Below are 25,847 nucleotides of genomic sequence, written 5' to 3' on the forward strand. Positions count from 1 at the left end.
CACGCATCGAGGCCGCCGACCGCGGCCGCACGTTCCACCCGTCCGACGCGGCTGACCGGCCGCGTCGGACTCGTCCCGGGAGACACATCGTGACCTCACTCCGCGACCTGCACGGCCCCTACTTCGGCGACTTCGGCGGACGCTTCGTCCCCGAGTCGCTCGTCCTCGCGCTCGACGAGCTCGAGGCCGCCTTCCGTCAGGCCTGGGCGGACCCGGCGTTCCGGGCGGAGCTCGACGAGCTGCAGCGCGACTACACCGGGCGCCCCTCGATCATCACCGAGGTGCCGCGGTTCGCGAAGCACGCCGGTGGTGCCCGGGTCATCCTGAAGCGCGAGGACCTGAACCACACCGGGTCCCACAAGATCAACAACGTCCTCGGCCAGGCGCTCGTCGCCCGTCGGCTCGGCAAGACCCGCCTGATCGCCGAGACGGGTGCCGGCCAGCACGGCGTCGCCACCGCGACCGCTGCCGCACTGTTCGGCATGGAGTGCGTCGTCTACATGGGCGCCGTGGACACCGAGCGACAGGCCCTCAACGTGGCCCGGATGCGCCTGCTCGGCGCCGAGGTGATCCCTGTCGAGACCGGTTCGCGCACCCTGAAGGACGCCATCAACGACGCCCTGCGCGACTGGGTCGCCAACGTCGAGTCGACGCACTACCTGCTCGGCACGGTCGCCGGTCCGCACCCGTTCCCCGAGATGGTGCGCGAGTTCCACAAGGTCATCGGCGAGGAGGCACGCCAGCAGGTCCTCGACCGCGTCGGGCGCCTGCCGGACGCCGTTGCGGCGTGTGTCGGCGGTGGTTCGAACGCGATGGGCATCTTCGAGGCGTTCCTCGACGACGAGTCCGTCGCACTGCACGGCTTCGAGGCCGGCGGCGACGGCATCGAGACCGGCCGGCACGCGGCGAGCATCACGCTCGGTCGCGAGGGCGTGCTGCAGGGTGCGAAGTCGTACCTGATGCAGGACGAGGACGGCCAGACGATCGAGAGCCACAGCATCTCCGCCGGACTCGACTACCCGAGCGTCGGACCGGAGCACGCGTACCTTGCGTCGATCGGCCGTGCGGAGTACCAGCCGATCACCGACACCGAGGCGATGGAGGCGTTCCGCCTGCTGAGCCAGACCGAGGGCATCATCCCGGCGATCGAGTCCTCCCACGCCCTCGCCGGTGCCATCAAGCTCGGCAAGGAGCTCGGCCCCGAGGGTGTCGTGCTCGTGAACCTGTCCGGCCGGGGTGACAAGGACGTCGCGTCCGCCAGTCGCTACTTCGGCATCCTCGACGAGAACGCGGTGCAGCTGTGACCACGAACCGGAGCGTCGCGACGACGATCGACACCGCCAACGCCGAGCGCGCCGGAGCCGTCGTCGGCTACCTGCCCGCCGGGTACCCGAACCTGCAGACCAGCGTCGACGCCGCCGTCGCCCTCGCCGAGAACGGCGTGGACGTCATCGAGTTCGGCTTGCCGTACTCCGACCCGGTGATGGACGGCCCCGTGATCCAGCGGGCGGCCGAGGAGAGCCTGGCGAACGGCTTCCGGGTGGCACAGGTCTTCGACGCCGTGCAGCAGATCACCGAGCGGGCCGACGTGCCGGTCCTCGTCATGACGTACTGGAACCCGGTGCTGCGCTACGGCGTGGACCGCTTCGCCGACGATCTCGTCGCCGCCGGTGCCGCCGGCCTCATCACGCCCGACCTCATCCCCGACGAGGCCTCCGCGTGGACCGAGGCCTCCGAGCGGACCGGGCTCGACCGGGTCTTCCTCGCCGCGCCGTCGTCCTCCGACGAGCGCATGCGCCAGGCGGTCGAGGCCAGCCGTGGGTTCGTGTACGCGGTCTCGACGATGGGTGTGACCGGTGCCCGGGTCGGCGTCGACGTCGCCGCACGCACCGTGGTGTCGCGTCTGCGCGACGCCGGGGTCGAGCGCACGTGCGTCGGCCTCGGGATATCGACGGCTGAGCAGGTCGGCGAGGTGCTCGAGTACGCCGACGGTGCCATCGTCGGGTCCGCGTTCGTCCGCGCGCTGGCCGACCTCGGTGTGCAGGGTGTCGCCGACCGTGCCGCCGACCTCGCCACCGGCGCCCGCCGCCGCTAGTCCAGTTCCTGTCCGGCCCGCGAGCCGCGCTACAGTGAGCGAGGCCGACGCCACGTCGACCGCGCCCCGTCAGTTCCGAAAGGCGACAGCACCTCCATGCCCCTCCTGAGCATCCCGAGCCCGAGCACCGCCTGGCAGTACTTCGACCTGACCGCCTGGCTGCGCGACGCGTTCGGCTGGTCGCTGCCCCTCGACTTCCGCATCCACGCGTACGCGATCTGCATCCTGATCGGGATCGTGGCCGCGGTCGTCCTGGCGAACCGACGACTCAACGCCCGTGGCGTCGAGCGCTGGATCATCATCGACATCGCGATCTGGGCCGTGCCCGCCGGCATCATCGGCGGTCGCCTCTTCCACGTGTTCACCCACGTGTCCGACTACTTCGGCCCCGGCATCGACCCGCTGTCCTTCCTGTACATCTGGGAGGGCGGGCTCGCGATCTTCGGGGCGCTCATCCTCGGTTCGGTGGGCGCGTGGATCGGCTGCCGCCAGGTGGGCCTGCGGTTCACGTCGTTCATCGACGCCGTGGTGCCGGGCGTCCTGCTCGCGCAGGCCTTCGGCCGCCTGGGCAACTACTTCAACCAGGAGCTCTTCGGCATGCCGACGAGCCTGCCCTGGGGCCTCGAGATCGACTCGAGCAACGCCGCGTTCCCGAAGGGCCTGCCCGAGGGCACGCTGTTCCACCCGACGTTCCTGTACGAGATCGTCTGGAACGTCCTCGGCGTCGTCGTCATCCTCTTCTTGGCGCGCAAGTTCACGTTGCAGTGGGGCAAGGTCCTCGGTCTGTACCTGATCTGGTACGGCGCCGGACGCTCGGTGCTCGAGTCCATCCGCGTCGACACGAGCGAGACCTTCTCCGGCGTCCGCACCAACGTGTGGGTCGCCCTCGCCGCGGTCGTCATCGGCATCCTGATCTTCGTGGTGCAGAGCCGTCGGCACACCGGCAAGGAGCCGAGCCCGTACCTGCCTGGTCGCGGGCCCCGTCCGGCCTCCGTTGTAGACTCCGAGGACACCTTCTCGGAGCACGATGACGACGCAGCAGACGGCGTCACGAGCGACGAACCGGTCACGACCACTCGCTGATCCCGTGGTGGGAGCACCCGCTCCCGACGACCACCGGTCACGTGCAGCACCACCAGCAGCAGCACCAGACGGTCTCCGCCACAAGCGGGGCCCAGCAACCTCGCCGGCCGACAGGGCAACTCACTGACGGCGGGCACGGGCACCAGTCCCGCCCGCTCGGGCGGAACGCACCACCGGGCCACCGCTGTCCCTGTTCCACTTCCTCGTGAGGACGGTTCCCCATGGCGCTCCAGCCAACCCAGCCCTCGGCACCGACGAGCCTCGTGCCGCCGCACCGCCGCTTCTCCGCGATCCCGGACGCCACGGGCATGTACGACCCGGCGAACGAGAAGGACGCCTGCGGACTCGCGATGGTCGCGACCCTGCGCGGCACGCCCGGACACGACATCGTCGACGCGGCGCTCGGTGCGCTCCGGAACCTCGAGCACCGCGGTGCCGTGGGCTCCGACGCGGGTACCGGTGACGGCGCGGGCATCCTGTGCCAGGTGCCCGACGAGTTCCTCCGGGCCGTCGTACCCTTCGAGCTGCCGGCAGCGGGGGAGTACGCCGTCGGTACCGCCTACCTGCCCCTGGACGACGACGCGCGCCACGCGGTGAAGGGTGCCGTCGAGCGGCTCGCCCGCGAAGAGGGCCTGAAGGTCCTCGGGTGGCGCGAGGTCCCGGTGCGTCCGGAGGTCCTCGGCACGCTGGCCCGTGCCGCGATGCCGGCGTTCGAGCAGCTGTTCGTCGCCTCCATCCGGCACGACGTGCACGGTGCCTCGTGGAGCGGCATCGCGCTGGACCGCCAGGCCTTCCGGCTCCGCAAGCGCGCCGAGCACGACAACGACCTGTACTTCATGTCGCTGTCGAGCCGCACCATGGTCTACAAGGGCATGGTCACGACGCTCCAGCTCGAGCCGTTCTACCCGGACCTCAGCGACGGGCGCTTCGCTTCGAAGCTCGCGATCGTGCACTCGCGGTACTCCACCAACACGTTCCCGTCGTGGCCGCTCGCGCAGCCGTTCCGGACGATCGCCCACAACGGCGAGATCAACACGGTGCGCGGCAACCGCAACTGGATGCGCGCGCGCCAGTCGCAGCTCGAGAGCGAACTGCTCGGCGACATGGCGCCGCTGCTGCCCATCGTGAGCCCGGGGGCGAGCGACTCGGCCTCGTTCGACGAGGTCCTCGAGCTGCTGACCTTGACCGGCCGGACCTTGCCGCACGCCGTGTCGATGATGGTGCCCGAGGCGTGGGAGAACCAGGTCGGGATGGATCCGGACCTCCGCGCGTTCTACGAGTACCACTCGATGCTCATGGAGCCGTGGGACGGCCCCGCCGCGATCACCTTCACCGACGGCTCACTCGTCGGCGCCACCCTCGACCGCAACGGCCTGCGCCCCGGACGCTTCCTGGTCACGGACGACGGCCTCATCGTCATGGGCTCCGAGACGGGCGTCATCGACGTGCCGTCCGCCAAGGTCGTGCGCAAGGGCCGCCTGCGTCCGGGCCGGATGTTCCTGGTGGACACCGAGGCCGGGCGCATCATCGAGGACGACGAGGTCAAGCGCGAGCTCGCCGCCTCGGGGCCGTGGGGAGACTGGCTCGAAGCCGGCCGCATCAACCTCAACGACCTGCCGGAGCGCGAGCACATCGTGCACACCCCGGCCTCGGTCACCCGACGGCAGCGCGCGTTCGGGTACACCGAGGAAGAGGTCCGGATCCTGCTCCGCCCGATGGCGGCAGCGGGGGCCGAGCCCCTCGGCGCGATGGGTTCGGACACCCCGATCGCCGTGCTGTCGGAGCGTCCGCGACTGCTGTTCGACTACTTCACGCAGCAGTTCGCGCAGGTGACCAACCCGCCGCTCGACTCGATCCGCGAGCAGGTCATCACCTCGATGGGGATGGGGCTCGGTCCGGAGCGCAACCTGCTCTCCGCCGGCCCCGAGCACGCGAAGCAGATCACGCTCGACTTCCCGGTGATCGACAACGACCAGCTCGCCAAGGTCCAGCACTTCGAGACCGAGTCGGGTCGCCACCTGACCGTCACGATCAAGGGCCTGTACCGCGTCGACGCCGGCAAGAAGGCGATGCAGAAGCGCATCGCCGCCGTGTGCGACGAGGTCGACGCCGCGATCGAGTCCGGCAAGCAGTTCATCGTGCTGTCCGACCGCGACGGCAACTCCGAGCAGGCACCGGTGCCGAGCCTGCTGCTCCTCGCCGCGGTCCACCACCACCTGATCCGCACCGAGCAGCGGATGAAGGTCGGGCTCATCGTCGAGGCCGGCGACGTGCGCGAGGTCCACCACGTGGCGACCCTCATCGGGTACGGCGCCTCGGCGATCAACCCGTACCTGGCGATGGAGACCTGCGAGAACCTGGTGCGAGCCGGCATGATCCCCGGGATCACACCGGAGCAGGCCGTCAAGAACGTCATCAAGGCGCTCGGCAAGGGCGTCCTGAAGATCATGTCGAAGATGGGCATCTCCACGGTGTCCAGCTACGCGGGCGCACAGGCGTTCGAGGCCGTCGGGCTCAGCCAGGAGTTCGTCGACAGGTACTTCACGGGCACCTCGTCGATCCTGGGTGGCGTCGACATCGACGTCATCGCCAAGGAGAACGCCGAGCGGCACGCCCAGGCGTACCCGCAGGACGGCGCGGTGCTCTCCCACGAGCGGCTGCAGATCGGTGGCGAGTACCAGTGGCGCCGGCAGGGCCCGCCGCACCTGTTCAACCCGGACACGGTGTTCCGCCTGCAGCACGCCACCCGTGCTCGCCGGTACGACATCTTCCGCGAGTACTCGAGCGCCGTGGACGACCAGTCCGAGCAGCTCATGACGCTCCGCGGGCTGTTCCGGTTCAAGCAGGGCGCTCGGAAGCCCATCGCGCTCGACGAGGTCGAGTCGATCGAGTCGATCGTCAAGCGGTTCAACACGGGTGCGATGTCGTACGGGTCCATCTCGAAGGAGGCCCACGAGACGCTCGCCATCGCGATGAACCGACTCGGTGGCCGATCGAACACGGGCGAGGGTGGCGAGGACGTCGACCGGTTGCTCGACCCCGAGCGTCGCAGCGCGATCAAGCAGGTCGCCTCCGGCCGCTTCGGCGTGACGAGCATGTACCTGACGCACGCCACCGACATCCAGCTCAAGATGGCGCAGGGCGCGAAGCCCGGCGAGGGCGGGCAGCTGCCCCCGGCGAAGGTCTACCCGTGGGTGGCCCGCACCCGGCACGCCACCGCGGGCGTCGGGCTCATCTCGCCGCCGCCGCACCACGACATCTACTCCATCGAGGACCTCAAGCAGCTGATCTTCGACGTCAAGCGCGCCAACCCGGCCGCGCGCGTCCACGTGAAGCTCGTGAGCCAGTCCGGCATCGGTGCGGTCGCGGCCGGCGTGACGAAGGCCCTGGCCGACGTCGTGCTCGTGTCCGGCCACGACGGCGGCACCGGCGCGAGCCCGCTGAACTCGCTCAAGCACGCCGGCACGCCGTGGGAGATCGGCCTGGCCGAGACCCAGCAGACGCTCATGCTGAACGGCATGCGCGACCGCGTCGTCGTGCAGGTGGACGGGCAGATGAAGACCGGGCGCGACGTCGTCGTGGCCGCGTTGCTCGGGGCCGAGGAGTACGGCTTCGCCACCGCACCACTCGTGGTCGAGGGCTGCATCCTGATGCGCGTCTGCCACCTGGACACCTGCCCGGTCGGCGTCGCCACGCAGAACCCCGAGCTCCGCAAACGGTTCTCCGGCAAGCCCGAGTTCGTCGTCAACTTCTTCGAGTTCATCGCGCAAGAGGTCCGCGAGCTCCTCGCCGAGCTCGGCTTCCGCAGCCTCGACGAGGCGATCGGGCAGACCGACGTGCTCGACGTCGACCGTGCCGTCGAGCACTGGAAGGCCTCCGGGCTCGACCTCGCGCCGGTGCTCAAGGGACCGCGCTTCGACGACGCCGAACCGCGCCGCCACCACCGCGAGCAGGACCACGAGCTGGACCAGCACTTCGACGTGCAGCTCATCCAGCAGACCGCGGACGTGCTCGACCACGGCGGTTCGATCGCGCTCGACCTGCCCATCCGCAACACCGAGCGTGCCGTCGGCACCATGCTCGGCCACCAGGTGACCCTGCGACACGGCGAGCACGGTCTGCCGAACGGTTCGATCGACGTGACGCTGCGCGGTTCCGCCGGGCAGTCGCTCGGCGCGTTCCTGCCGGCGGGCATCACGCTGCGGCTCATCGGCGACAGCAACGACTACGTCGGCAAGGGGCTCTCCGGCGGCCAGATCGTCGTCCGTCCCGACGCCGGTTCGGGCTTCGACCCCGCCGAGAACGTCATCGCCGGCAACGTCATCGGGTACGGCGCCACCCAGGGCAGCATGTTCATCCGCGGCATCGTGGGTGAACGGTTCCTGGTGCGGAACTCCGGTGCCACAGCCGTCGTCGAGGGCGTGGGCGACCACGCGCTCGAGTACATGACGGGCGGGCTCGCGCTCATCCTCGGCGAGACCGGCCGGAACCTCGGTGCCGGTATGTCCGGTGGGACGGCGTACGTCCGTGGGCTCCGCGAGGAGCACGTGAACACCGACGCCCTGATGTCCGGCGAACTCCGGCTCGAGGCGCTCGACAGCGCCGACGTCGAGATCGTCACCGACCTGCTCACCCGGCACGCCGACGAGACGGGGTCGACGCTCGCGTCCGACCTGCTGGCGTCCGGAGACCTGAGCGACTTCGTCAAGGTGCTGCCGCGCGACTACGCGGCGGTGCTCGAGACACGCAGACAGGCCGTCGACGAGGGGCTCGACCCCGACGGTGACATCGTTTGGAACAGGATCATGGAGGTGACCGGTGGCTGACCCCAAGGGATTCCTGAAGGTCCAGGAACGCGAACTGCCGCCCCGGCGACCCGTGCCCGTGCGGCTCATGGACTGGAAAGAGGTCTACGAGCAGCAGGAGTCCGGTGTCCTGAAGCGCCAGGCCGGCCGCTGCATGGACTGCGGCGTGCCGTTCTGCCACCAGGGCTGCCCGCTCGGCAACCTGATCCCGGAGTGGAACGACCTGACCTGGCGCGGTGAGGGCCGGCAGGCGATCGAGCGCCTGCACGAGACGAACAACTTCCCGGAGTTCACGGGTCGGCTCTGCCCGGCACCGTGCGAGTCCTCGTGCGTGCTCGGCATCAACCAGCCCCCGGTGACGATCAAGCAGGTCGAGGTCTCGATCATCGACCAGGCGTTCCAGAACGGCTGGGTCACCCCGCACCCGCCGGAGCGCCTGACGGGCAAGACCGTCGCCGTCGTGGGCTCCGGCCCCGCCGGCCTCGCCGCCGCGCAGCAGCTCACGCGTGCCGGCCACACGGTCGCCGTCTACGAGCGGGACGACCGCATCGGCGGCCTGCTCCGCTACGGCATCCCGGACTTCAAGATGGAGAAGCGCCAGATCGACGCGCGCCTCGCCCAGATGCAGGCCGAGGGCACCCGGTTCCGTGCCGGGGTCGAGATCGGCAAGGACATCACCTGGGACGACCTGAAGTCGCGCTACGACGCGGTCGTCGTCGCCACCGGTGCCACGGTGCCGCGCGACCTCCCGATCCCGGGGCGCGACCTCGAGGGCGTGCACTTCGCGATGGACTACCTGGTCCAGCAGAACAAGGCGAACGCGGGCACGACGGTCGACAACCAGATCACGGCCGAGGGCAAGCACGTCGTCGTCATCGGCGGTGGCGACACCGGCGCGGACTGCATCGGCACCGCCCACCGCCAGGGCGCGTTGAGCGTGACGAACCTGGCGATCGGCAAGCAGCCGCCGCTCGAGCGTCCGTCCGACCAGCCGTGGCCGATGTTCCCGACCGTGTTCGAGGTCACGAGCGCCCACGAAGAGGGCGGCGAGCGGCACTTCCTCGCCTCCACCGTCGAGTTCCTGTCGAACGACGCCGGCGAGGTCCGTGCGCTGCGGGTCGCCGAGACCGAGTACCTCGACGGCCGACGGGTCCCGAAGGCGGGCAGCGAGCGGGAGATCCCGGCCGACCTCGTCCTCATCGCGATGGGCTTCACCGGCCCCGAGTCGGACACGATCGAGCCGCAGCTCGGTCTGCCGACGACGGTCTCGGGGGCGCTCGACCGCCGTGCCGACTACGCGACCAACGAGGCCGGGGTGTTCGTCGCCGGCGACGCGGGTCGTGGGCAGTCGCTCATCGTCTGGGCGATCGCCGAGGGCCGTGCCGCGGCCGCACAGGTCGACGAGTACCTCGAGGGCTCCACGATCCTGCCGGCACCGGTCAAGGCGACCGACCGGGCGATCTCCGTCTGATGTCGGACGCGCACCAGATGTCGGACCGCCGCCGGACGGCGGACCGTCTCCACCAGATGCTCACGCTCCCGTGAGCGTGAGGCCACCAGCACTCGGTAGGGTGCTGGTGGCCTCGATCCGTTCCGCGCGGCCCCACAGCGCGGAAACCCAAGCTCCATCCACCACCACGAAGGAATCCATTGAGACGCGCAAAGATCGTTTCGACGCTCGGACCGGCAACGTCGGACTACGAGACCGTCAAGGAGATCATCGAAGCGGGCGTCGACGTCGCCCGCCTCAACCTCAGCCACGGTGACTACAGCGTCCACGAGGCCAACTACGTCAACGTCCGTCGTGCCGCCGAAGAACTCGGCAAGCCCGTCGCGATCCTCGTCGACCTGCAGGGTCCGAAGATCCGTCTGGCACGCTTCGCCGACGGCCCGCACGACCTGGCGGTCGGTGACGTCTTCACCATCACGACCGAGGACGTCCCGGGCTCGAAGGAGATCTGCGGCACGACGTTCAAGGGCCTGCCGCAGGACGTCAAGCCCGGCGACCCGCTGCTCATCGACGACGGCCGTGTCCGCCTCCGTGTCCTCGACACCGACGGCGTGCGGGTCCGCACCGAGGTCGTCGTCCCCGGCACGGTGTCCAACAACAAGGGCATCAACCTGCCCGGTGTCGCCGTCAACGTCCCCGCGCTGAGCGAGAAGGACGAGGCCGACCTGCGCTGGGCGATCCGCCAGGGCGCCGACCTCATCGCGCTGTCGTTCGTGCGCAACGCGAGCGACGTCGTGCGTGCCCACGAGATCATGGACGAAGAGGGCAAGCGCCTGCCGGTCATCGCCAAGGTCGAGAAGCCCCAGGCCGTCGACGCCCTCGAGGAGATCATCGACGCCTTCGACAGCATCATGGTCGCCCGCGGTGACCTCGGCGTCGAGCTCCCGCTCGAGGCCGTCCCGATCGTGCAGAAGCGCGCCGTCGAGCTGTCCCGCCGCATGGCCAAGCCGGTCATCGTCGCGACGCAGATGCTCGAGTCGATGATCTCGTCGCCGATCCCCACCCGCGCGGAGACCTCCGACGTCGCCAACGCCGTCCTCGACGGTGCGGACGCGGTCATGCTGTCCGGTGAGACGAGCGTCGGTGAGTACCCGGTGCAGACCGTCCGCACCATGGCCCGCATCGTCGAGTCCACCGAGGACCACGGTCTCGAGCGCATCGCGCCACTCGGCACCAAGCCGCGCACCCTCGGCGGTGCGATCACCCTCGCCGCCGTCGAGATCGCCGAGTTCACCGAGGCGTCGTACCTCTGCGTCTTCACCGAGTCCGGTGACTCGGCCCGCCGCATGTCGCGTCTGCGCCACGGTCTGCCGATCATCGCCTTCACCCCGAACGAGGCCACGCGCCGCCGGATGGCCCTCACCTGGGGAGTCCGTTCGTTCCTGGTGGAGCGGAAGACCCACACCGACGAGCTCTTCTCGCAGGTGGACGACGTCCTCCTCGAGAACGGCCTGGCCGCTCCCGGCGACCGCGTCATCGTGACGGCCGGGTCCCCTCCCGGCATCGAGGGCTCGACGAACGACCTGCGCGTGCACCGGGTGGGCGACGCCCACGCCGAGGCCGCCCCGGCCTACGTCCGGGACTGATCCGAGGGATCCGTCGCCACCAGGGCGCGGACTGGAGGCCCGGCGCGAGCAGCGTCGACCGCCCCCGGTCCGCGCCCTGCCGCGTCTCCACGGCCCTGGTGGTGACCGGACGTCGGCCGCAGGCGGCAGGATGGTCGCTGTGAGCCTCCGATCCGACACCCCGGCGTCGCGCGCCGACGTCCGCCGCTGGCGTCGCTACCTGGCCGACGAACGTGCCGAAGCGGCCGTGTACCGCAACCTCGCTGCCCGCCGTTCCGGCGAGGAACGCGAGATCCTCGCCGCGCTGGCCGAGGCCGAAGGGCGGCACGCCGACCACTGGCTCGACCTGCTCGGCGACGACGTCGGACGACCGGAGCGGGGGAGCCTGCGCACCCGGGTGCTCGCCGTGCTGGCCAAGCGGTTCGGGTCGGTCTTCGTCCTCGCGCTCATGCAGCGCGCCGAGGACCGCTCGCCGTACGCCGACGACTCGGACGCGACCGCGCGGATGGCCGCCGACGAGCGGATCCACGGCGAGGTCGTGCGCGGGCTCGCGAACCGCGGCCGGATGCGGCTCTCCGGCACGTTCCGGGCGGCGGTGTTCGGCGCGAACGACGGCCTGGTGTCGAACCTGGCGCTCATCATCGGCATCAGTGCCTCCGGGGCCGATCGGCACTTCGTGCTGCTGAGCGGCATCGCCGGCCTGCTCGCCGGCGCGTTGTCGATGGGGGCGGGGGAGTACGTCTCCGTCCGGTCGCAGCGCGAACTGCTCGAGGCGTCCGCGCCGCATCCCGAGGCCGGCAGGGCGGTGTCGGACCTCGACGTCGACGCGAACGAGCTCGCGCTGGTCTACCGGGCGCGCGGGATGTCCGAGGCGGAGGCGACCGAGCACGCCGCGCAGGTGCTGTCCGGCATCGGCGAGCGGCGGCCGGCGACGGGTCCGACCGCGGTCGCGGACGACCACGAGGCGGTCGGCACCGGGCTGAGCGCCGCGGTGTCGAGCTTCTGCTTCTTCGCCTCGGGCGCGGTCATCCCGGTGCTGCCGTTCCTGTTCGGCATGCGGGGGTGGCCGGCGATCGCCGTGGCGGGCGGGCTGGTGGGCATCGCCCTGCTCGGCACCGGTGCCGTCGTCGGCGTGCTGAGCGGAGCGTCCCCCGGCAAGCGGGCCTTCCGGCAGCTCGCCATCGGGTTCGGTGCGGCGATCGTCACCTACGCACTCGGGCTGCTCTTCGGCACCGGTTCGGCCTAGCGGCGGACGGCGGCGCGCGGCGGCTACCGGCGGACGGCGGCGCGCGGCGGCAGGAGGAGCAGGGCCGCGGCCCCGACGACGATGAGCGCGATGCCGGCGAAGACCATGAAGACGGTCAGCGCGAGTCCGGGCGCGACGAGCACGACGATGCCACCGATGATCGACAGCACGCCACTGACGACCGTCGGGACGCGTGACGATCCCGGGTGTCCGACGAAGCCGCCGACGATCGCGGCGACCCCCTCGATCAGGAACCCGACCCCGGCGAGCACGGCGTAGACGACGAGCGGGATCGCCGGGTCGAGCAGCGTCACGAGCCCCGCGACCGCGACCAGGCCGCCGACGATGCCGGACGTCCACCGCCACACCGGGCGGGTACCGTGGCCCCGCACCGCGGCGAAGACGCGCAGTGCCCCGGCCACGACGAGGTACACGCCGAACAGCAGCGCCACGAGCACGAGCGACGGGCGGGGCCAGACGATCGCCACGATGCCCAGTGCGATGGCGACGACGGCGGTGACGACGACGAACACCCGGAACGTCCTGACGGCACGAGAATCCACGAGCGCTCCTCCCTGTTCGCCGGCGCTGGTGTCCAGCACGCTACCCGTCGGAGCCGCGGGCCGTGCAACGACCTGCAACCCCCGCGGTCGTACGGTGCGGAGCAGGCGCGCGACCCGTGCGCCCCGACAGCGTCGTCGAAAGGGCACCACCATGACCATCGCACCCGCGCCCACCAGCTACGCCGCACCCGGCGAGCCCGGCTCCCTGGTCGAGTACCGATCCCGGTACGACCACTTCATCGGCGGTGAGTACGTGCCGTCCGCCAGCGGGCAGTACTTCGAGAACCCGACGCCCGTCACGGGCAAGGTCTTCACCGAGGTCGCACGCGGTGACTCCACGGACGTCGACCGCGCCGTCGCCGCCGCCTGGAAGGCGTTCCCGGCCTGGGGCCGGACGAGCGCGGCCGAACGTGCCGTCATCCTCAACAAGATCGCGGACCGCATGGAGGAGCACCTCGAGATGCTCGCCGTCGCCGAGACGTGGGAGAACGGCAAGCCGATCCGCGAGACCCTCGGCGCCGACATCCCGCTCGCGATCGACCACTTCCGGTACTTCGCCGGGGCGATCCGTGCGCAGGAGGGCTCCGCCGGCGAGATCGACCACGACACCGTGGCCTACCACTTCCACGAACCGCTCGGCGTCGTCGGGCAGATCATCCCCTGGAACTTCCCGATCCTGATGGCCGTGTGGAAGCTCGCACCGGCCCTCGCCGCCGGCAACTGCGTCGTGCTGAAGCCCGCCGAGCAGACCCCGGCGTCCATCCACGTGCTCGTCGAGCTCATCCGCGACCTGCTTCCCGCCGGGGTACTCAACGTCGTCAACGGCTTCGGTATCGAGGTCGGCGCACCGCTCGCGCAGCACCCCGACATCCGGAAGATCGCCTTCACGGGGGAGACCACCACCGGGCGGCTGATCATGCAGTACGCGTCGCAGAGCCTCATCCCGGTGACGCTCGAGCTCGGCGGCAAGAGCCCGAACGTGTTCTTCCGCGACGTGGCGGCCGAGGAGGACTCCTTCTACGACAAGGCGCTCGAGGGCTTCACCTTCTTCAACCTCAACCAGGGCGAGGTCTGCACGTGTCCGTCCCGGGCACTCGTGGCGAAGGAGATCTACGACGGGTTCGTCGCCGACGGCCTGGAACGCGTGCGTGCCGTCAAGCAGGGACACCCGCTCGACCTGTCGACGATGATCGGCGCCCAGGCGTCCAACGACCAGCTCGAGAAGATCCTGAGCTACATCGACATCGGCAAGCAGGAGGGCGCGAAGCTCCTGACCGGTGGCGAGCGCGCCGACCTGGGCGGCGAACTCTCCGGCGGCTACTACGTCACGCCGACGGTGTTCGAGGGCGACAACTCGATGCGGATCTTCCAGGAAGAGATCTTCGGGCCCGTGCTCGCCCTGACGTCCTTCAGCGGCTACGACGACGCGATCGCCACGGCCAACGACACCCTGTACGGGCTCGGCGCCGGGGTGTGGAGCCGAGACGTCACGACCCTGTACCGCGCCGGACGTGACATCCAGGCCGGGCGCGTGTGGTCGAACACGTACCACCAGTACCCGGCGGGTGCCGCCTTCGGCGGCTACAAGCAGTCCGGCATCGGGCGCGAGAACCACAAGATGATGCTCGACCACTACCAGCAGACGAAGAACCTGCTCGTCTCCTACGCCGATGGACCGATGGGCTTCTTCTGATGCCCGACACCGCACGCGTCGCGGTGACGCCGGTGGCGGAGGAGCTGCTGCGCACCCTCACCGCCCGGCACGGCCCGCTGATGTTCCACCAGTCCGGCGGCTGCTGCGACGGCTCGAGCCCGATGTGCTACCCCGTCGGCATGTTCCGGACCGGCCCGGGGGACGTCCTGCTCGGCGCGTTGCAGGTCGACGGCCTCGAGCCGGTCGAGGTGTACATGTCGGTGTCGCAGTTCGAGTACTGGAAGTACACGCACCTGACGATCGACGTGGTCGACGGTCGGGGCGGCGGGTTCTCGGTCGAGGTCCCCGAGGGCAAACGGTTCCTCACCCGGTCGCGGATGTTCGACGACGCCGAGCTCGCCGATCTCGGCCTGGTCCCGCGCGTGGCCCGGACGTAGGCTGACCGTACGCGTCGCGACGGAGCGGCGGGTGGGGTCGATCGGAGGACGCATGCGCGCACCCGGTCGGCTCCGCCCGCTCGTCGCCGCGTCGTGGCAGCGGTCCGCCCGGGTCGACCCCGACGCCACCCCGGTCCTCGCCCTCGACGACGACGAACTCGACGCCGTACGACACGACGGCCCGCTCTCCACCCTGCTGCCGGTGGTCCGTCGGCTGCTGCTCGACGACTCCCGCTCGGCCGGCTGCGTCGTCGCCGTCGCGGACGCCGCGGGTCGTCTCGTCTGGGTCGACGGCGCCCGCTCCACGCGTCGTGCCGCCGAGGACATGGGCTTCGTCCCCGGAGCCGACTGGTCGGAGGACCGCGTCGGCACCAGCGCGCCCGGCACGGCACTGCGTCTGGACCGTCCGGTGCAGATCCGGTCCGACGAGCACTACGCGAACGCCGTCAAGCCGTTCTCGTGCACGGCCGTCCCGGTGCACGACGCGAGCGGTGCCACGGTGGGGGTGCTCGACCTGACGGGCGACGACCGCGCCGTCGAGCGGCACACGCTGCCGCTGCTCGCCGCCACGGTCGCCGCCGCCGAGGCCCGGCTGGCCCTGGCCGCGGTCCGTCCACGCGCGCGGACACCCCGCGTGCCGCCGGCCCGACTGACCGTGCTCGGGACCGACACCGCCGTGCTCCGGATCGCCGACCGCCGGGTCGAGCTGTCCGCCCGGCACTCCGAGCTGCTCGTCGTGCTCGCCGCGCACCCCGACGGCCTCGCGGCGACCGACCTCGCCGCGGCCGTCTACGGTGACCCGGGCTCGGTCGTCACCCTGCGCGCCGAGGTCGTCCGGCTCCGGCGGGTCCTCGCGCAGCACGCGCCGGACGTGACCGTGACGTCGCGGCCGTACCGGCTGGCCGGGGTCCGGACCGACGTCGACGGCGTGCTGTCCGCGCTCGAACGCGGGGCGCGCCTCCAGGCCGTCGACCGGTACGCCGGACCGGTCCTGCCGGGCTCCGCCGCTCCGGGCGTGGACGCGGTCCGTGACCTGGTGCGGCTGCGGTTCCGCGAGTCGGTCGTCGCCGACGGCGGCGTCGACGCCCTGCTCGCGTGGGCGCGCACCCCGGACGGTGCGACCGACGCGCTCGTGCTGCGCGCGCTGCTCGCGGTGCTGCCGCGGCGGTCGCCGCGACGAGCCGGTCTCGTGACGGCGATCGAGGCGCTCGAGGGCTCCTGAGACGGTCGACGACGGGCCGGGAGGCACGGGTCGGGCTGGTAGTGTTGGCCTCCTCGCGAGTGTGGTGGAATCGGCAGACACGGGGCACTCAAAATGCTCTGCCTCACGGCGTGCGGGTTCAAGTCCCGCCACTCGTACCAACGATCGATCCGTCGTTCGATCTGCGTGGTCTGGGATGCGGCACTTCCGTCGTCTAGTAGGCTTTCGTCCGTGAGTGACACAGAAGCAACAGCACCAGCACCCCGTCGCGTCGTCGTCGCCGAGGACGAGTCGCTCATCCGCCTCGACATCGTGGAGATCCTCCGCGACAACGGGTTCGACGTGGTCGGTGAAGCCGGTGACGGTGAGACCGCCGTGCAGCTCGCGACCGACCTCCGCCCCGACCTCGTCGTGATGGACGTCAAGATGCCCCAGCTCGACGGCATCTCCGCAGCCGAGAAGCTGTCCAAGAACCACATCGCGCCCGTCGTCCTGCTGACCGCGTTCAGCCAGAAGGACCTCGTCGAGCGTGCGACCGAGGCCGGCGCGCTGGCCTACGTGGTCAAGCCCTTCACCCCGAACGACCTGCTCCCCGCAATCGAGATCGCCCTCTCGCGGTACCAGCAGATCATCACGCTCGAGGCCGAGGTCGCGGACCTCGTCGAGCGCTTCGAGACCCGCAAGCTCGTCGACCGGGCCAAGGGCCTGCTGAACGAGAAGATGGGCCTCACCGAACCCGAGGCGTTCCGCTGGATCCAGAAGGCCTCGATGGACCGCCGCCTGACCATGCACGACGTCGCGAAGGCGATCATCGAGCAGCTCAGCGCCAAGAAGTAGTCCAGCGCACCACCGTCGCTCACGGAACGCCGCCGCCCCACCCGGGTCCGGCGGCGTTCCTGCGTCCGGGGGGCGGGGCGTGTGCCGCGACCACCTGGCAGGCTGGAGCCATGGACGACGTGGTGATCCGGGCCTCCCGACCTGACGACATGCCGGCGGTGGCAGACCTGCGGTGGCGGTGGAGCGTCGACGAGGGGGGCGCGCAGCCGGCGGCGAGCGTGGAGGCCTACCGCGATGCGATGACGGCCTTCGCGGCCGACCACGCGGAGTCGCACCGGTGCGTCGTCGCGGAGCGGGACGGCGTCGTGCTCGGGATGGCCTGGCTCGGGCTCGTCGCGCGACCGCCACTGCCGGACCGGCCGGGGCACCGACTGACCGCCGACGTGCAGACGGTCTACGTGCACCCGGAGCTGCGAGGCTCCGGCGTCGCCGGACGGCTCGTCACGGCCCTGCTGGAGCTCGCCGACGAACTCGGCGTGGAGCGGACGTCAGTGCACTCGAGCGTGGACGGCGAGCGGCTCTACCGGCGGCTCGGGTTCGGCGACGCCCGCCTGTTGCTGCAGCGGCCGCCGGAGGACTGAGGGGTCGGTCCGTCGGTCAGCGACGGTCGCGGATCATGTTCGTGATCCGCACCGTGGAGCACCGGCGACCCTGGTCGTCGGTCAGGACGATCTCGTGGGTGGTGAGCGTACCGCCCAGGTGGATGGCGGTGCACGTGCCCGTGACGATGCCGCTCGTCGCGCTGCGGGAGTGCGAGGCGCTGAGCTCGATGCCGACGGCGTAGCGGCCGGGCCCGGCGTGCACGTTCGCGGCCATCGACCCGAGGCTCTCCGCCAGGACGACGTAGGCGCCGCCGTGCAGCAGACCGACCGGCTGGCGGTTGCCCTCGACGGGGATCGAACCGACCGCCCGCTCAGCCGAGAGCTCGGTGATGACCATGCCCATCTTCTCGGCCAGCTCGCCCATGCCGCGTTCGTCGAGGCGGGGATCGATCGTGGTCGATGTGGTGTCGTCGGTCACGGTCTGCGTCGACCTTCCGTGTCAGCGGGCGTCGGTAGGCTGTCCGGGTGTCGGACTCCGCAAAGCCTACCCTCATGGTCATCGACGGCCACTCGCTCGCCTTCCGGGCCTTCTACGCCCTGCCGGTCGACAGCTTCGTGAACCGCGAGGGGCAGCACACCAACGCGATCCACGGCTTCATCTCGATGCTGCTGATGCTGCTGCAGCGCGAGAAGCCCACCCACCTGGCGGTGGCGTTCGACATCTCCCGGTTCTCGTTCCGCACGCGGGAGTACGCCGAGTACAAGGGCACCCGCTCCGAGACCCCGGCCGAGTTCAAGGGACAGATCCCGCTCCTGCAGCAGGCGCTCGAGGCGATGGGCATCACCACCGTCACGAAAGAGGACTACGAGGCCGACGACATCCTCGCGACCCTCTCCAAGCAGGGTGCCGACCAGGGCTTCACGGTCTACGTGGTCTCCGGTGACCGCGACTCGATCCAGCTCGTCAACGACGACGTCACGCTGCTCTACCCGTCCGTCCGCGGTGTCTCCGAACTCACCCGCTACGACCGCGACAAGGTCTACGAGCGCTACGGCATCGAGCCCCACCAGTACCCGGACATCGCCGCGCTCGTCGGGGAGACCAGCGACAACCTGATCGGCATCGACAAGGTCGGCGAGAAGACGGCGGTCAAGTGGGTGACCCAGTACGGGTCGCTCGACGGCGTCCTCGAGCACGCCGACGAGATCAAGGGCGTCGTCGGCAACAACCTGCGCGAGCAGCGGGACCGGGCGATCCGGAACCGCCGGCTCAACCGCCTGGTCACCGACGTCGAGCTGCCCGTCGGTCCCGCCGACGTCGCGCTCCGCCCGGTCGACGAGACCGCGGTGCGCGAGCTCTTCGCGAAGCTGCAGTTCCGGACGCTGCTCGACCGCGTCTTCAAGGTCGCCGGGTCGGGCGACCCCGCCGAGCCCGCGGCCGAGGGCACCGTCACCGACGGCGCGCCGACCCCGCCGGCCGTCAAGACCCTGATCGACGAAGAGCTCGGCTACTGGCTCGAGCGCCGCAACGCCACCGAGGCGGCGAACGGCTACGGCGTCGCGGTCGAGGTCATCGACGGACGCCTCAGCGCGATCGGCATCGCGACCCACGACGACGCCGTGCTGGTGCCCGGCGGCAGCGGCGCGAAGGACTACGAGCAGCTCTCGGCCTGGTTCGCCTCCGACGCCCCGAAGCACTTCCACGACGCCAAGGCCGCCGTCAAGGCGCTCGGCACCGCCGGTTTCGTCGTGAACGGCATCGCCGGCGACGCCCGGATCATGGGGTGGCTCGCGCAGCCCGGCAAGCAGGGGCAGCCGCTGTCCGACCTCGTCTACCAGGAGCTCGGCGAAGAACTGCCGACGGCCGACCCGAACCAGCTGGTCCCCGAGACCGATCCCGTGAACGTCGGGGTGCACGCGTGGTTCGTGCTCCGCGTCACCACCGCCCTGCGCGCCCGGATCGACGCGTCCTCGCTGCAGGTCCTCGACGACATCGAGCTGCCGCTCGTGTCGGTGCTGGCCGGCATGGAGACCATCGGTGTCGGCATCGACCGCCCGGTGCTCACCGGCCTGTCGAAGGAACTCGGGGAGCGCGCCGCCGAACTCGCGCAGCAGGCGTTCGCCGAGATCGGGCACGAGGTCAACCTCGGGTCGCCGAAGCAGCTGCAGGAAGTCCTGTTCACCGAGCTCGCGATGCCGAAGACCCGCAAGACCAAGACCGGGTTCTCGACCGACGCCGCGAGCCTGGCCGACCTGCAGGAACAGCACCCGCACCCGTTCCTCGGGCTCCTGCTGCAGCACCGCGACGCCACGAAGCTCCGCCAGATCGTCGACACGCTCGACGCCGCCGTGGTCGACGGGCGCATCCACACCCGCTACGAGCAGACCGGTACGAGCACCGGCCGGGTCTCGTCGACCGACCCGAACCTGCAGAACATCCCCGTGAAGACGGCCGTCGGTCGCCGGATCCGGTCGGCGTTCGCGGTCGCTGAGCCGTACACGACGCTCGTGACCGCCGACTACTCGCAGATCGAGATGCGGATCATGGCGCACCTCTCCGGCGATCCGGGGCTCATCCAGGCCTTCAACGAAGGCGAGGACCTGCACCGCTTCGTCGGTGCCCGGGTCTTCGGGGTCGACCCGTCCGAGGTCTCCAACGAGATGCGCACCAAGGTCAAGGCGATGTCCTACGGCCTGGCCTACGGGTTGAGTGCCTTCGGCCTGTCCAAGCAGCTGCGCATCGAGCAGTCCGAGGCCCGCACCCTGATGACCGAGTACTTCGCCCGCTTCGGTGCGGTGCGCGACTACCTGCGCAACGTCGTCGAGCAGGCGCGCGAGGACGGCTACACCGAGACGATCTTCGGACGCCGCCGCCCGTTCCCCGACCTGAAGAGCCCGAACCGGGTCCTGCGCGAGAACGCCGAGCGGGCCGCGTTGAACGCCCCGATCCAGGGTTCGGCCGCCGACATCATCAAGATCGCGATGCTCGGGGTCGCCGACGACCTGCGCGAGGGCGAGCTGCAGTCGCACCTGCTGCTCCAGGTGCACGACGAGCTCATCCTCGAGGTCGCGCCGGGTGAGCAGGAGCGTGTCGAGGAGATCCTCCGCACCCGGATGGGCAGCGCCGCCGAGCTGAGCGTCCCGCTCGACGTCTCGGTCGGCGTGGGGTCGAACTGGGAGAGCGCCGCCCACTGACCCGGGCGGCTCGGGAGTCCTGCCGACCCGCGGGTCGGTAGGGTCGGGGCATGAGCGAAGAGCGTCCTGTCCGCCAGCCGTCCGCCGTCGACCGCGTCGCCGAGGACTGGGTCACCACCCTCGTCGACCTCGACCCGACGACCGCCACGTACATCGGCGTCCCGGGACGCACGGGGGAGTACGGCGACACCTCGCCCGCCGGTGCCGCCGCGATGGCCGAGGCCGCGCGCGGTGCGAAGCGGGCACTCGACGCTGCTCCCGCCGTCGACGCCGTGGACCAGGTGACGAAGGCCGACCTCGGCGCTGAACTGGACCTCGTGCAGGAGTCGTACGAGCGCAAGCTGCACCTCCGTGACCTCAACGTCATCGCGAGTCCGGCGCAGTCGGTCCGCGAGATCATCGACCTGATGCCGACCGCCACCGAGCGGGACTGGCAGGACATCGCGAGCCGACTGCACGCGCTGCCGGACGCGCTCGAGGGCATCCGCGAGACCCTGCTCGAGGGCACCCGCGAAGACGTCACCCCGGCCAAGCGCCAGGTCGCCCTGGTCGCCGAGCAGGCAGCGAGGAACGGCGCCGAGGACGGCTTCTTCGCCCGCCTCGCCGAGGGTGCCGCGTTCGACGACGGTTCGCCGGTGCCGGACACGCTCCGCGCCGAGCTCACCCGTGGTGCCCAGGTCGCCTCGGCCGCCTACCGGTCGCTCGGGCAGTTCCTGGAGCACGAGCTGCTGCCGCTCGCCACCCCCGTCGACGCCGTCGGTCGCGAGGCCTACGAGTTGCACTCGCGCCGGTTCCTCGGTGCGGTGGTCGACCTCGACGAGACGTACGAGTGGGGCCTCGAGGAACTCGCGCGCATGCGGGACGAGCAGGAGCGCATCGCCGACCGCATCGAGTCCGGCGCGAGCGTCGCCCGCGCGATCGAGGTGCTCGACACCGACCCGTCCCGGATCCTGCACGGAACCGACGTGCTGCAGCGGTGGATGCAGGAGACGAGCGACGCGTCGATCGCCGCGATGGCCGGTACCTACTTCGACATCCCGGACCCGATCCGTCGCCTGGAGTGCCGGATCGCTCCCACGCAGGAGGGCGGCATCTACTACAGCGGCCCCTCCGACGACTTCTCCCGTGCCGGCCGGATGTGGTGGTCGGTGCCCCAGGGCGTCACCGAGTTCGGCACCTGGCGCGAGAAGACGACGGTCTACCACGAGGGCGTCCCCGGACACCACCTCCAGATCAGTCAGGGCGTCTACAACCGCGGCGAGCTGAACACCTGGCGCCGGCAGCTGTCCGGGTCCTCCGGGCACGTCGAGGGCTGGGCGCTGTACGCCGAGCGGCTGATGGAGCAGCTCGGGTTCCTCGACGACGACGGCGACCGGCTCGGCATGCTCGACGGGCAGCGGATGCGTGCGGCCCGCGTCGTGCTCGACATCGGCGTGCACCTGCAGAAGACGAACCCCGACGGCGGCGGCTGGACGTGGGAGTACGCGCTCGACTTCATGGGGCAGAACGTGAACATGGACCCGGCGTTCGTCCGGTTCGAGGTCGCCCGGTACTTCGGGTGGCCGGGGCAGGCACCCTCGTACAAGGTGGGTCAGCGCGTCTGGGAGTCCATCCGCGACGAGGTCGCTGCGCGCGAGGGAGCGGACTTCGACCTGAAGGCGTTCCACCACCGTGCGCTGTCGCTCGGCAGCATCGGCCTCGACACCCTCCGGACCGCCCTGGTCGGGTGACGCGCCGTCGACACGCCCGGTTGTGGGGCCTCCGCCGGTGCGGTTAGACTTGTGCGGCGCAATCCGCGCCACTCAACCAATCGCCACGGCGGTGCACCACGGGGGCCGAGTCCCCGCACGCCATGGCCCGACTCATGTCCGTTCGGAGCAATCTCTACATGACAACCACTACGACCAAGGCTCCTAAGCAGGTCGCCATCAACGACATCGGTTCGGCTGATGACTTCCTGGCCGAGGTCGAGAAGACCCTGAAGTTCTTCAACGACGGTGATCTCATCTCCGGCACCGTCGTGAAGATCGACCGCGACGAGGTCCTCCTCGACGTCGGTTACAAGACCGAGGGCGTCATCCCCTCGCGCGAGCTCTCGATCAAGCACGACGTCGACCCCAACGAGGTCGTCGAGGTCGGCGACGAGGTCGAGGCCCTGGTTCTCCAGAAGGAGGACAAGGAAGGTCGCCTCATCCTGTCGAAGAAGCGCGCGCAGTACGAGCGTGCGTGGGGCGACGTCGAGAAGATCAAGGAGTCCGACGGCGTCGTGACCGGGACGGTCATCGAGGTCGTCAAGGGCGGTCTCATCGTCGACATCGGCCTCCGTGGCTTCCTCCCCGCCTCGCTCATCGAGCTCCGTCGTGTCCGCGACCTCACGCCGTACCTCGGCCAGGAGATCGAGGCCAAGATCCTCGAGCTCGACAAGAACCGCAACAACGTGGTCCTGTCGCGCCGTGCGCTCCTCGAGCAGACGCAGTCCGAGTCCCGGACGACGTTCCTCAACAACCTCCACAAGGGCCAGGTCCGCAAGGGCATCGTGTCCTCGATCGTCAACTTCGGTGCGTTCGTGGACCTCGGCGGCGTCGACGGTCTCGTCCACGTCTCCGAGCTCAGCTGGAAGCACATCGAGCACGCCAGCGAGGTCGTCGAGGTCGGTCAGGAAGTCACCGTCGAGATCCTCGAGGTCGACCTGGACCGCGAGCGCGTGTCGCTCTCGCTCAAGGCGACGCAGGAGGACCCGTGGCAGGTCTTCGCCCGCACCCACGCGATCGGTCAGATCGCACCGGGCAAGGTCACGAAGCTCGTCCCGTTCGGTGCCTTCGTCCGCGTTGCCGACGGCATCGAGGGCCTCGTGCACATCTCGGAGCTCTCGAACAAGCACGTCGAGCTCGCCGAGCAGGTCGTCTCGGTCAACGACGAGGTCTTCGTGAAGATCATCGACATCGACCTCGACCGTCGCCGCATCTCGCTCAGCCTCAAGCAGGCGAACGAGGGCGTCGACCCGGAGAGCGACGAGTTCGACCCGGCGCTCTACGGCATGCCGACCGAGTACGACGACAAGGGTGACTACAAGTACCCCGAGGGCTTCGACCCGGAGACCAACGAGTGGCTCGAGGGCTACGACACGCAGCGCACCGAGTGGGAGGGCCAGTACGCGGCCGCCCAGGCGCGTTGGGAAGCCCACAAGGCGCAGGTCGCGAAGACCATCGCCGACGAGGCGCAGGGTGGCTTCGACCTCCCGGCCTCGGCTTCCTCGTCGTCGTCGACCTCGTCGTTCGCCGGCGAGACGGGTGGCGCGAGCCCCCTGGCCGACGACGCGTCGCTCGCGGCACTCCGCGAGAAGCTCAGCTCGACCAACAACTGATCGAGCGGTTCGTCCCGACCGGAAGCCCGGCACCCCTGACAGGGTGCCGGGCTTCCGGCGTTTCCGGATGCACGGGTCGTTACCCTGTTGCCGTGCACATCATCGGACTCACGGGCGGCATCGCCGCGGGCAAGTCGACCGTTTCCCGGCGATGGGCGGAGCACGGGGCCGTCGTCGTCGATGCAGACCGACTGGCGCGGGACGCCGTGGCACCGGGCAGCCCGGGCCTGGAGCAGGTCGCCGAGCGGTTCGGTCCGTCGGTGATCGCCGCCGACGGTTCCCTCGACCGGCCGGCGCTCGGGTCGATCGTGTTCGCGGACCCCGCGGCCCGGAAGGACCTCGAAGCCATCACGCATCCGGAGGTCTGGCGGCTCGCGCAGCAGGCGTTCGACGTCGCCGAGGACGCCGACCCCGACGCCGTGGTGGTCTACGACGTGCCCTTGCTCGCCGAGGCCCGCGGCTCGCGTCCGCTCCGGTTCGACGCCGTCGTGGTGGTCGACGCCCCCGCGGCGCAGCGCATCGAACGGCTCGTCGAGCACCGAGGGATGCCCCGTGACGAGGCCGAGCGTCGCGTCGCCGCCCAGGCGAGCGATGCCGATCGTCTCGCCCTCGCCGACCACGTGGTCGACGCCACGGGGACGCTCGAGCAGACGATCCGCTCCGCTGACGAGGTGTGGGCGCGGATCACTCCGTGAACCACCGCCTGCTCCTGGTCATCGCCGCCATCGTCCTCGTGGCGATCGGGGCCGCGTCGCTCGTCGCCGCGAACGTCCTCGGTGCCCAGCGTGTGGCGGACAACGGCCGGGTCGCGGTGCACGAGCGGCCGTCGGGCGACGAACACGGGCCCATGGGGGAGTTCCACCGGTTCCGGCTCGGCACGGTGAACGGCGAGCGGCTCACCCCGAACCGCGACGACTTCGCCGCACGCACCTCGGCCGACGGTCCGCTCCTGCTGTTCCTGCCGGCGACCCGATCCCGTCCCGCGGAGTACCAGCGGTTCCTCGGGGCCGCCCTGGCCGACGGCTACCACGTGCTCGGCCTCGACTACTGGAACCTCGGCCGCACCCTGTCCGGCACGTGTGAGGCCGACGCACGCTGCTACGGCATGGTGCAGCGGAACCGCTTCGACGGCACGCGGCCCTCGGAGTTCAGTGCGGTCAGTCCCGCCGGGTCGATCGTGTCGCGGTTCCGGGACGCGGTCGCGTACCTCGACGACCACGACCCCGACGGCGGATGGGGTCGGTTCGTCCAGGGCGACGACCGGATCGTCTGGGACGACATCGTGGTCGCCGGGCACTCGCAGGGCGGCGGAGAGGCGGCGTACATCGCGCACATCCGCAGTGTCCACGGCGCGCTGATGTTCTCCTCGCCCGTCGAGTCGCGCGGGCCGGCACACGCAGCGTGGATGGACCGCCCGGGCCGGACACCGGTGGACCGGATGTACGCCATCGACGACGTCCGGGACACCTTCGGCCCCCGCATCACCGGTTCGTGGGACGTCCTCGGCCTGAGTGGCGTGTCCGGGCCGTTCGAGACGGACACCGAGCCGCCACTCGCCGGCGCCGACCCGCACGCGATCCTCACCGACCTCGGCGGCGAGGGCAAGGCGCACTCCCTGATCATCAAGGACTCGACACCGCTCACCCGTGACGGCGAGCCTCGGATGCTCCCGCTGTGGCAGTGGATGCTGCACCGGTTCTCCACAGATCCCGCTGTTCCCTCCGACCGCTCATAGGGTCGCGCAATAGCC

Annotated in this window: 19 protein-coding genes and 1 tRNA gene; 18 read left to right on the top strand and 2 right to left on the bottom strand. The window is 70.5% G+C overall.

The window, feature by feature from the left end:
* Nucleotides 1-89 precede the first annotated feature (89 nt).
* From trpB to Q9R26_RS07345, 7 genes are all read left to right on the top strand, one after another.
* Nucleotides 90-1,304: a tryptophan synthase subunit beta gene (gene trpB, locus Q9R26_RS07315; protein WP_311226910.1), complete on the top strand. Its 1,215-nt coding sequence runs from the start codon at nt 90-92 to the stop codon at nt 1,302-1,304.
* A complete protein-coding gene (gene trpA / locus Q9R26_RS07320) occupies nt 1,301-2,095 on the top strand; it encodes a tryptophan synthase subunit alpha (RefSeq protein WP_209134344.1) in 795 nt (264 codons plus the stop codon). Before trpB ends, trpA begins: the two co-directional genes overlap by 4 nt.
* Before the next feature lie 96 nt (nt 2,096-2,191).
* A complete protein-coding gene (gene lgt / locus Q9R26_RS07325; protein WP_311226911.1) occupies nt 2,192-3,178 on the top strand; it encodes a prolipoprotein diacylglyceryl transferase in 987 nt (328 codons plus the stop codon).
* Nucleotides 3,179-3,399: 221 nt separating this feature from the next.
* Nucleotides 3,400-8,004 (top strand): glutamate synthase large subunit, encoded by a 4,605-nt coding sequence (gltB, locus tag Q9R26_RS07330; RefSeq protein ID WP_396136820.1) that lies wholly within the window; start codon nt 3,400-3,402, stop codon nt 8,002-8,004.
* A complete protein-coding gene (locus Q9R26_RS07335; RefSeq protein ID WP_182066408.1) occupies nt 7,997-9,454 on the top strand; it encodes a glutamate synthase subunit beta in 1,458 nt (485 codons plus the stop codon). Before gltB ends, Q9R26_RS07335 begins: the two co-directional genes overlap by 8 nt.
* A gap of 179 nt (nt 9,455-9,633) precedes the next feature.
* Nucleotides 9,634-11,079, top strand: a complete 1,446-nt coding sequence (gene pyk / locus Q9R26_RS07340) for a pyruvate kinase (protein ID WP_110891587.1) — start codon at nt 9,634-9,636, stop codon at nt 11,077-11,079.
* Nucleotides 11,080-11,209: 130 nt separating this feature from the next.
* The gene (locus Q9R26_RS07345; protein WP_311226912.1) at nt 11,210-12,304 is read left to right on the top strand and encodes a VIT1/CCC1 transporter family protein; all 1,095 of its coding nucleotides are present in this window, start codon (nt 11,210-11,212) and stop codon (nt 12,302-12,304) included.
* Nucleotides 12,305-12,327: 23 nt separating this feature from the next.
* Here Q9R26_RS07345 and Q9R26_RS07350 read toward each other — a convergent pair whose 3' ends face one another.
* The gene (locus Q9R26_RS07350; protein ID WP_173033968.1) at nt 12,328-12,867 is read right to left on the bottom strand and encodes an HdeD family acid-resistance protein; all 540 of its coding nucleotides are present in this window, start codon (nt 12,865-12,867) and stop codon (nt 12,328-12,330) included.
* A gap of 151 nt (nt 12,868-13,018) precedes the next feature.
* On the opposite strand from Q9R26_RS07350, the gene Q9R26_RS07355 reads away from it, so the two are divergent.
* The 6 genes from Q9R26_RS07355 to Q9R26_RS07380 all read left to right on the top strand — a co-directional run bounded on the left by Q9R26_RS07355 (nt 13,019) and on the right by Q9R26_RS07380 (nt 17,577).
* Nucleotides 13,019-14,560, top strand: coding sequence for an aldehyde dehydrogenase family protein (locus tag Q9R26_RS07355; protein WP_311226913.1), 1,542 nt, complete (start codon nt 13,019-13,021; stop codon nt 14,558-14,560).
* Nucleotides 14,560-14,958 carry a DUF779 domain-containing protein gene (locus tag Q9R26_RS07360; protein ID WP_182066411.1) on the top strand — a complete coding sequence of 133 codons (399 nt, stop codon included), beginning with the start codon at nt 14,560-14,562 and terminating at the stop codon, nt 14,956-14,958. The genes Q9R26_RS07355 and Q9R26_RS07360 overlap by 1 nt, the downstream gene beginning before the upstream one ends.
* Nucleotides 14,959-15,010: 52 nt before the next feature.
* Entirely contained in the window at nt 15,011-16,180 is a 1,170-nt protein-coding gene (locus Q9R26_RS07365) for a GAF domain-containing protein (protein ID WP_182066412.1), read from the top strand.
* 55 nt (nt 16,181-16,235) lie between these two features.
* A tRNA-Leu gene (locus Q9R26_RS07370) sits at nt 16,236-16,320 on the top strand.
* A gap of 70 nt (nt 16,321-16,390) precedes the next feature.
* A complete protein-coding gene (locus Q9R26_RS07375; RefSeq protein WP_017887240.1) occupies nt 16,391-16,996 on the top strand; it encodes an ANTAR domain-containing response regulator in 606 nt (201 codons plus the stop codon).
* Nucleotides 16,997-17,106: 110 nt separating this feature from the next.
* Nucleotides 17,107-17,577 (top strand): GNAT family N-acetyltransferase, encoded by a 471-nt coding sequence (locus tag Q9R26_RS07380; RefSeq protein ID WP_262138225.1) that lies wholly within the window; start codon nt 17,107-17,109, stop codon nt 17,575-17,577.
* A 16-nt stretch (nt 17,578-17,593) separates the two neighbouring features.
* Here Q9R26_RS07380 and Q9R26_RS07385 read toward each other — a convergent pair whose 3' ends face one another.
* Nucleotides 17,594-17,962, bottom strand: coding sequence for a hotdog fold thioesterase (locus tag Q9R26_RS07385; protein ID WP_311227124.1), 369 nt, complete (start codon nt 17,960-17,962; stop codon nt 17,594-17,596).
* Between the two features lie 128 nt (nt 17,963-18,090).
* On the opposite strand from Q9R26_RS07385, the gene polA reads away from it, so the two are divergent.
* The 5 genes from polA to Q9R26_RS07410 all read left to right on the top strand — a co-directional run bounded on the left by polA (nt 18,091) and on the right by Q9R26_RS07410 (nt 25,832).
* Entirely contained in the window at nt 18,091-20,733 is a 2,643-nt protein-coding gene (gene polA / locus Q9R26_RS07390; RefSeq protein WP_311226914.1) for a DNA polymerase I, read from the top strand.
* A 50-nt stretch (nt 20,734-20,783) separates the two neighbouring features.
* Entirely contained in the window at nt 20,784-22,463 is a 1,680-nt protein-coding gene (locus Q9R26_RS07395; protein WP_311226915.1) for a DUF885 domain-containing protein, read from the top strand.
* A 158-nt stretch (nt 22,464-22,621) separates the two neighbouring features.
* Nucleotides 22,622-24,097 carry a 30S ribosomal protein S1 gene (rpsA, locus tag Q9R26_RS07400; protein ID WP_182066416.1) on the top strand — a complete coding sequence of 492 codons (1,476 nt, stop codon included), beginning with the start codon at nt 22,622-22,624 and terminating at the stop codon, nt 24,095-24,097.
* Nucleotides 24,098-24,189: 92 nt separating this feature from the next.
* Nucleotides 24,190-24,792 carry a dephospho-CoA kinase gene (coaE, locus tag Q9R26_RS07405; protein ID WP_311226916.1) on the top strand — a complete coding sequence of 201 codons (603 nt, stop codon included), beginning with the start codon at nt 24,190-24,192 and terminating at the stop codon, nt 24,790-24,792.
* On the top strand, nt 24,789-25,832 hold the full coding sequence (locus Q9R26_RS07410; protein ID WP_262138216.1) for a BPSS1187 family protein: 1,044 nt from the start codon (nt 24,789-24,791) through the stop codon (nt 25,830-25,832). Before coaE ends, Q9R26_RS07410 begins: the two co-directional genes overlap by 4 nt.
* Nucleotides 25,833-25,847 lie beyond the last annotated feature (15 nt).

The organism is Curtobacterium sp. BRB10 (genome assembly GCF_031844325.1).
Taxonomy (GTDB): Bacteria; Actinomycetota; Actinomycetes; order Actinomycetales; family Microbacteriaceae; genus Curtobacterium; species Curtobacterium poinsettiae_A.

Excerpts from the sequence above, each read along its gene's own strand:
- Q9R26_RS07395 (WP_311226915.1), top strand. The coding sequence starts at position 20,784 with ATGAGCGAAGAGCGTCCTGTCCGCCAGCCGTCCGCCGTCGACCGCGTC.
- Q9R26_RS07380 (WP_262138225.1), top strand. The coding sequence starts at position 17,107 with ATGGACGACGTGGTGATCCGGGCCTCCCGACCTGACGACATGCCGGCG.
- Q9R26_RS07345 (WP_311226912.1), top strand. The coding sequence starts at position 11,210 with ATGGTCGCTGTGAGCCTCCGATCCGACACCCCGGCGTCGCGCGCCGAC.
- Q9R26_RS07360 (WP_182066411.1), top strand. The coding sequence starts at position 14,560 with ATGCCCGACACCGCACGCGTCGCGGTGACGCCGGTGGCGGAGGAGCTG.
- Q9R26_RS07365 (WP_182066412.1), top strand. The coding sequence starts at position 15,011 with ATGCGCGCACCCGGTCGGCTCCGCCCGCTCGTCGCCGCGTCGTGGCAG.
- Q9R26_RS07385 (WP_311227124.1), bottom strand. The coding sequence starts at position 17,962 with ATGGGCGAGCTGGCCGAGAAGATGGGCATGGTCATCACCGAGCTCTCG.
- polA (WP_311226914.1), top strand. The coding sequence starts at position 18,091 with ATGGTCATCGACGGCCACTCGCTCGCCTTCCGGGCCTTCTACGCCCTG.
- lgt (WP_311226911.1), top strand. The coding sequence starts at position 2,192 with ATGCCCCTCCTGAGCATCCCGAGCCCGAGCACCGCCTGGCAGTACTTC.
- gltB (WP_396136820.1), top strand. The coding sequence starts at position 3,400 with ATGGCGCTCCAGCCAACCCAGCCCTCGGCACCGACGAGCCTCGTGCCG.
- rpsA (WP_182066416.1), top strand. The coding sequence starts at position 22,622 with ATGACAACCACTACGACCAAGGCTCCTAAGCAGGTCGCCATCAACGAC.
- Q9R26_RS07355 (WP_311226913.1), top strand. The coding sequence starts at position 13,019 with ATGACCATCGCACCCGCGCCCACCAGCTACGCCGCACCCGGCGAGCCC.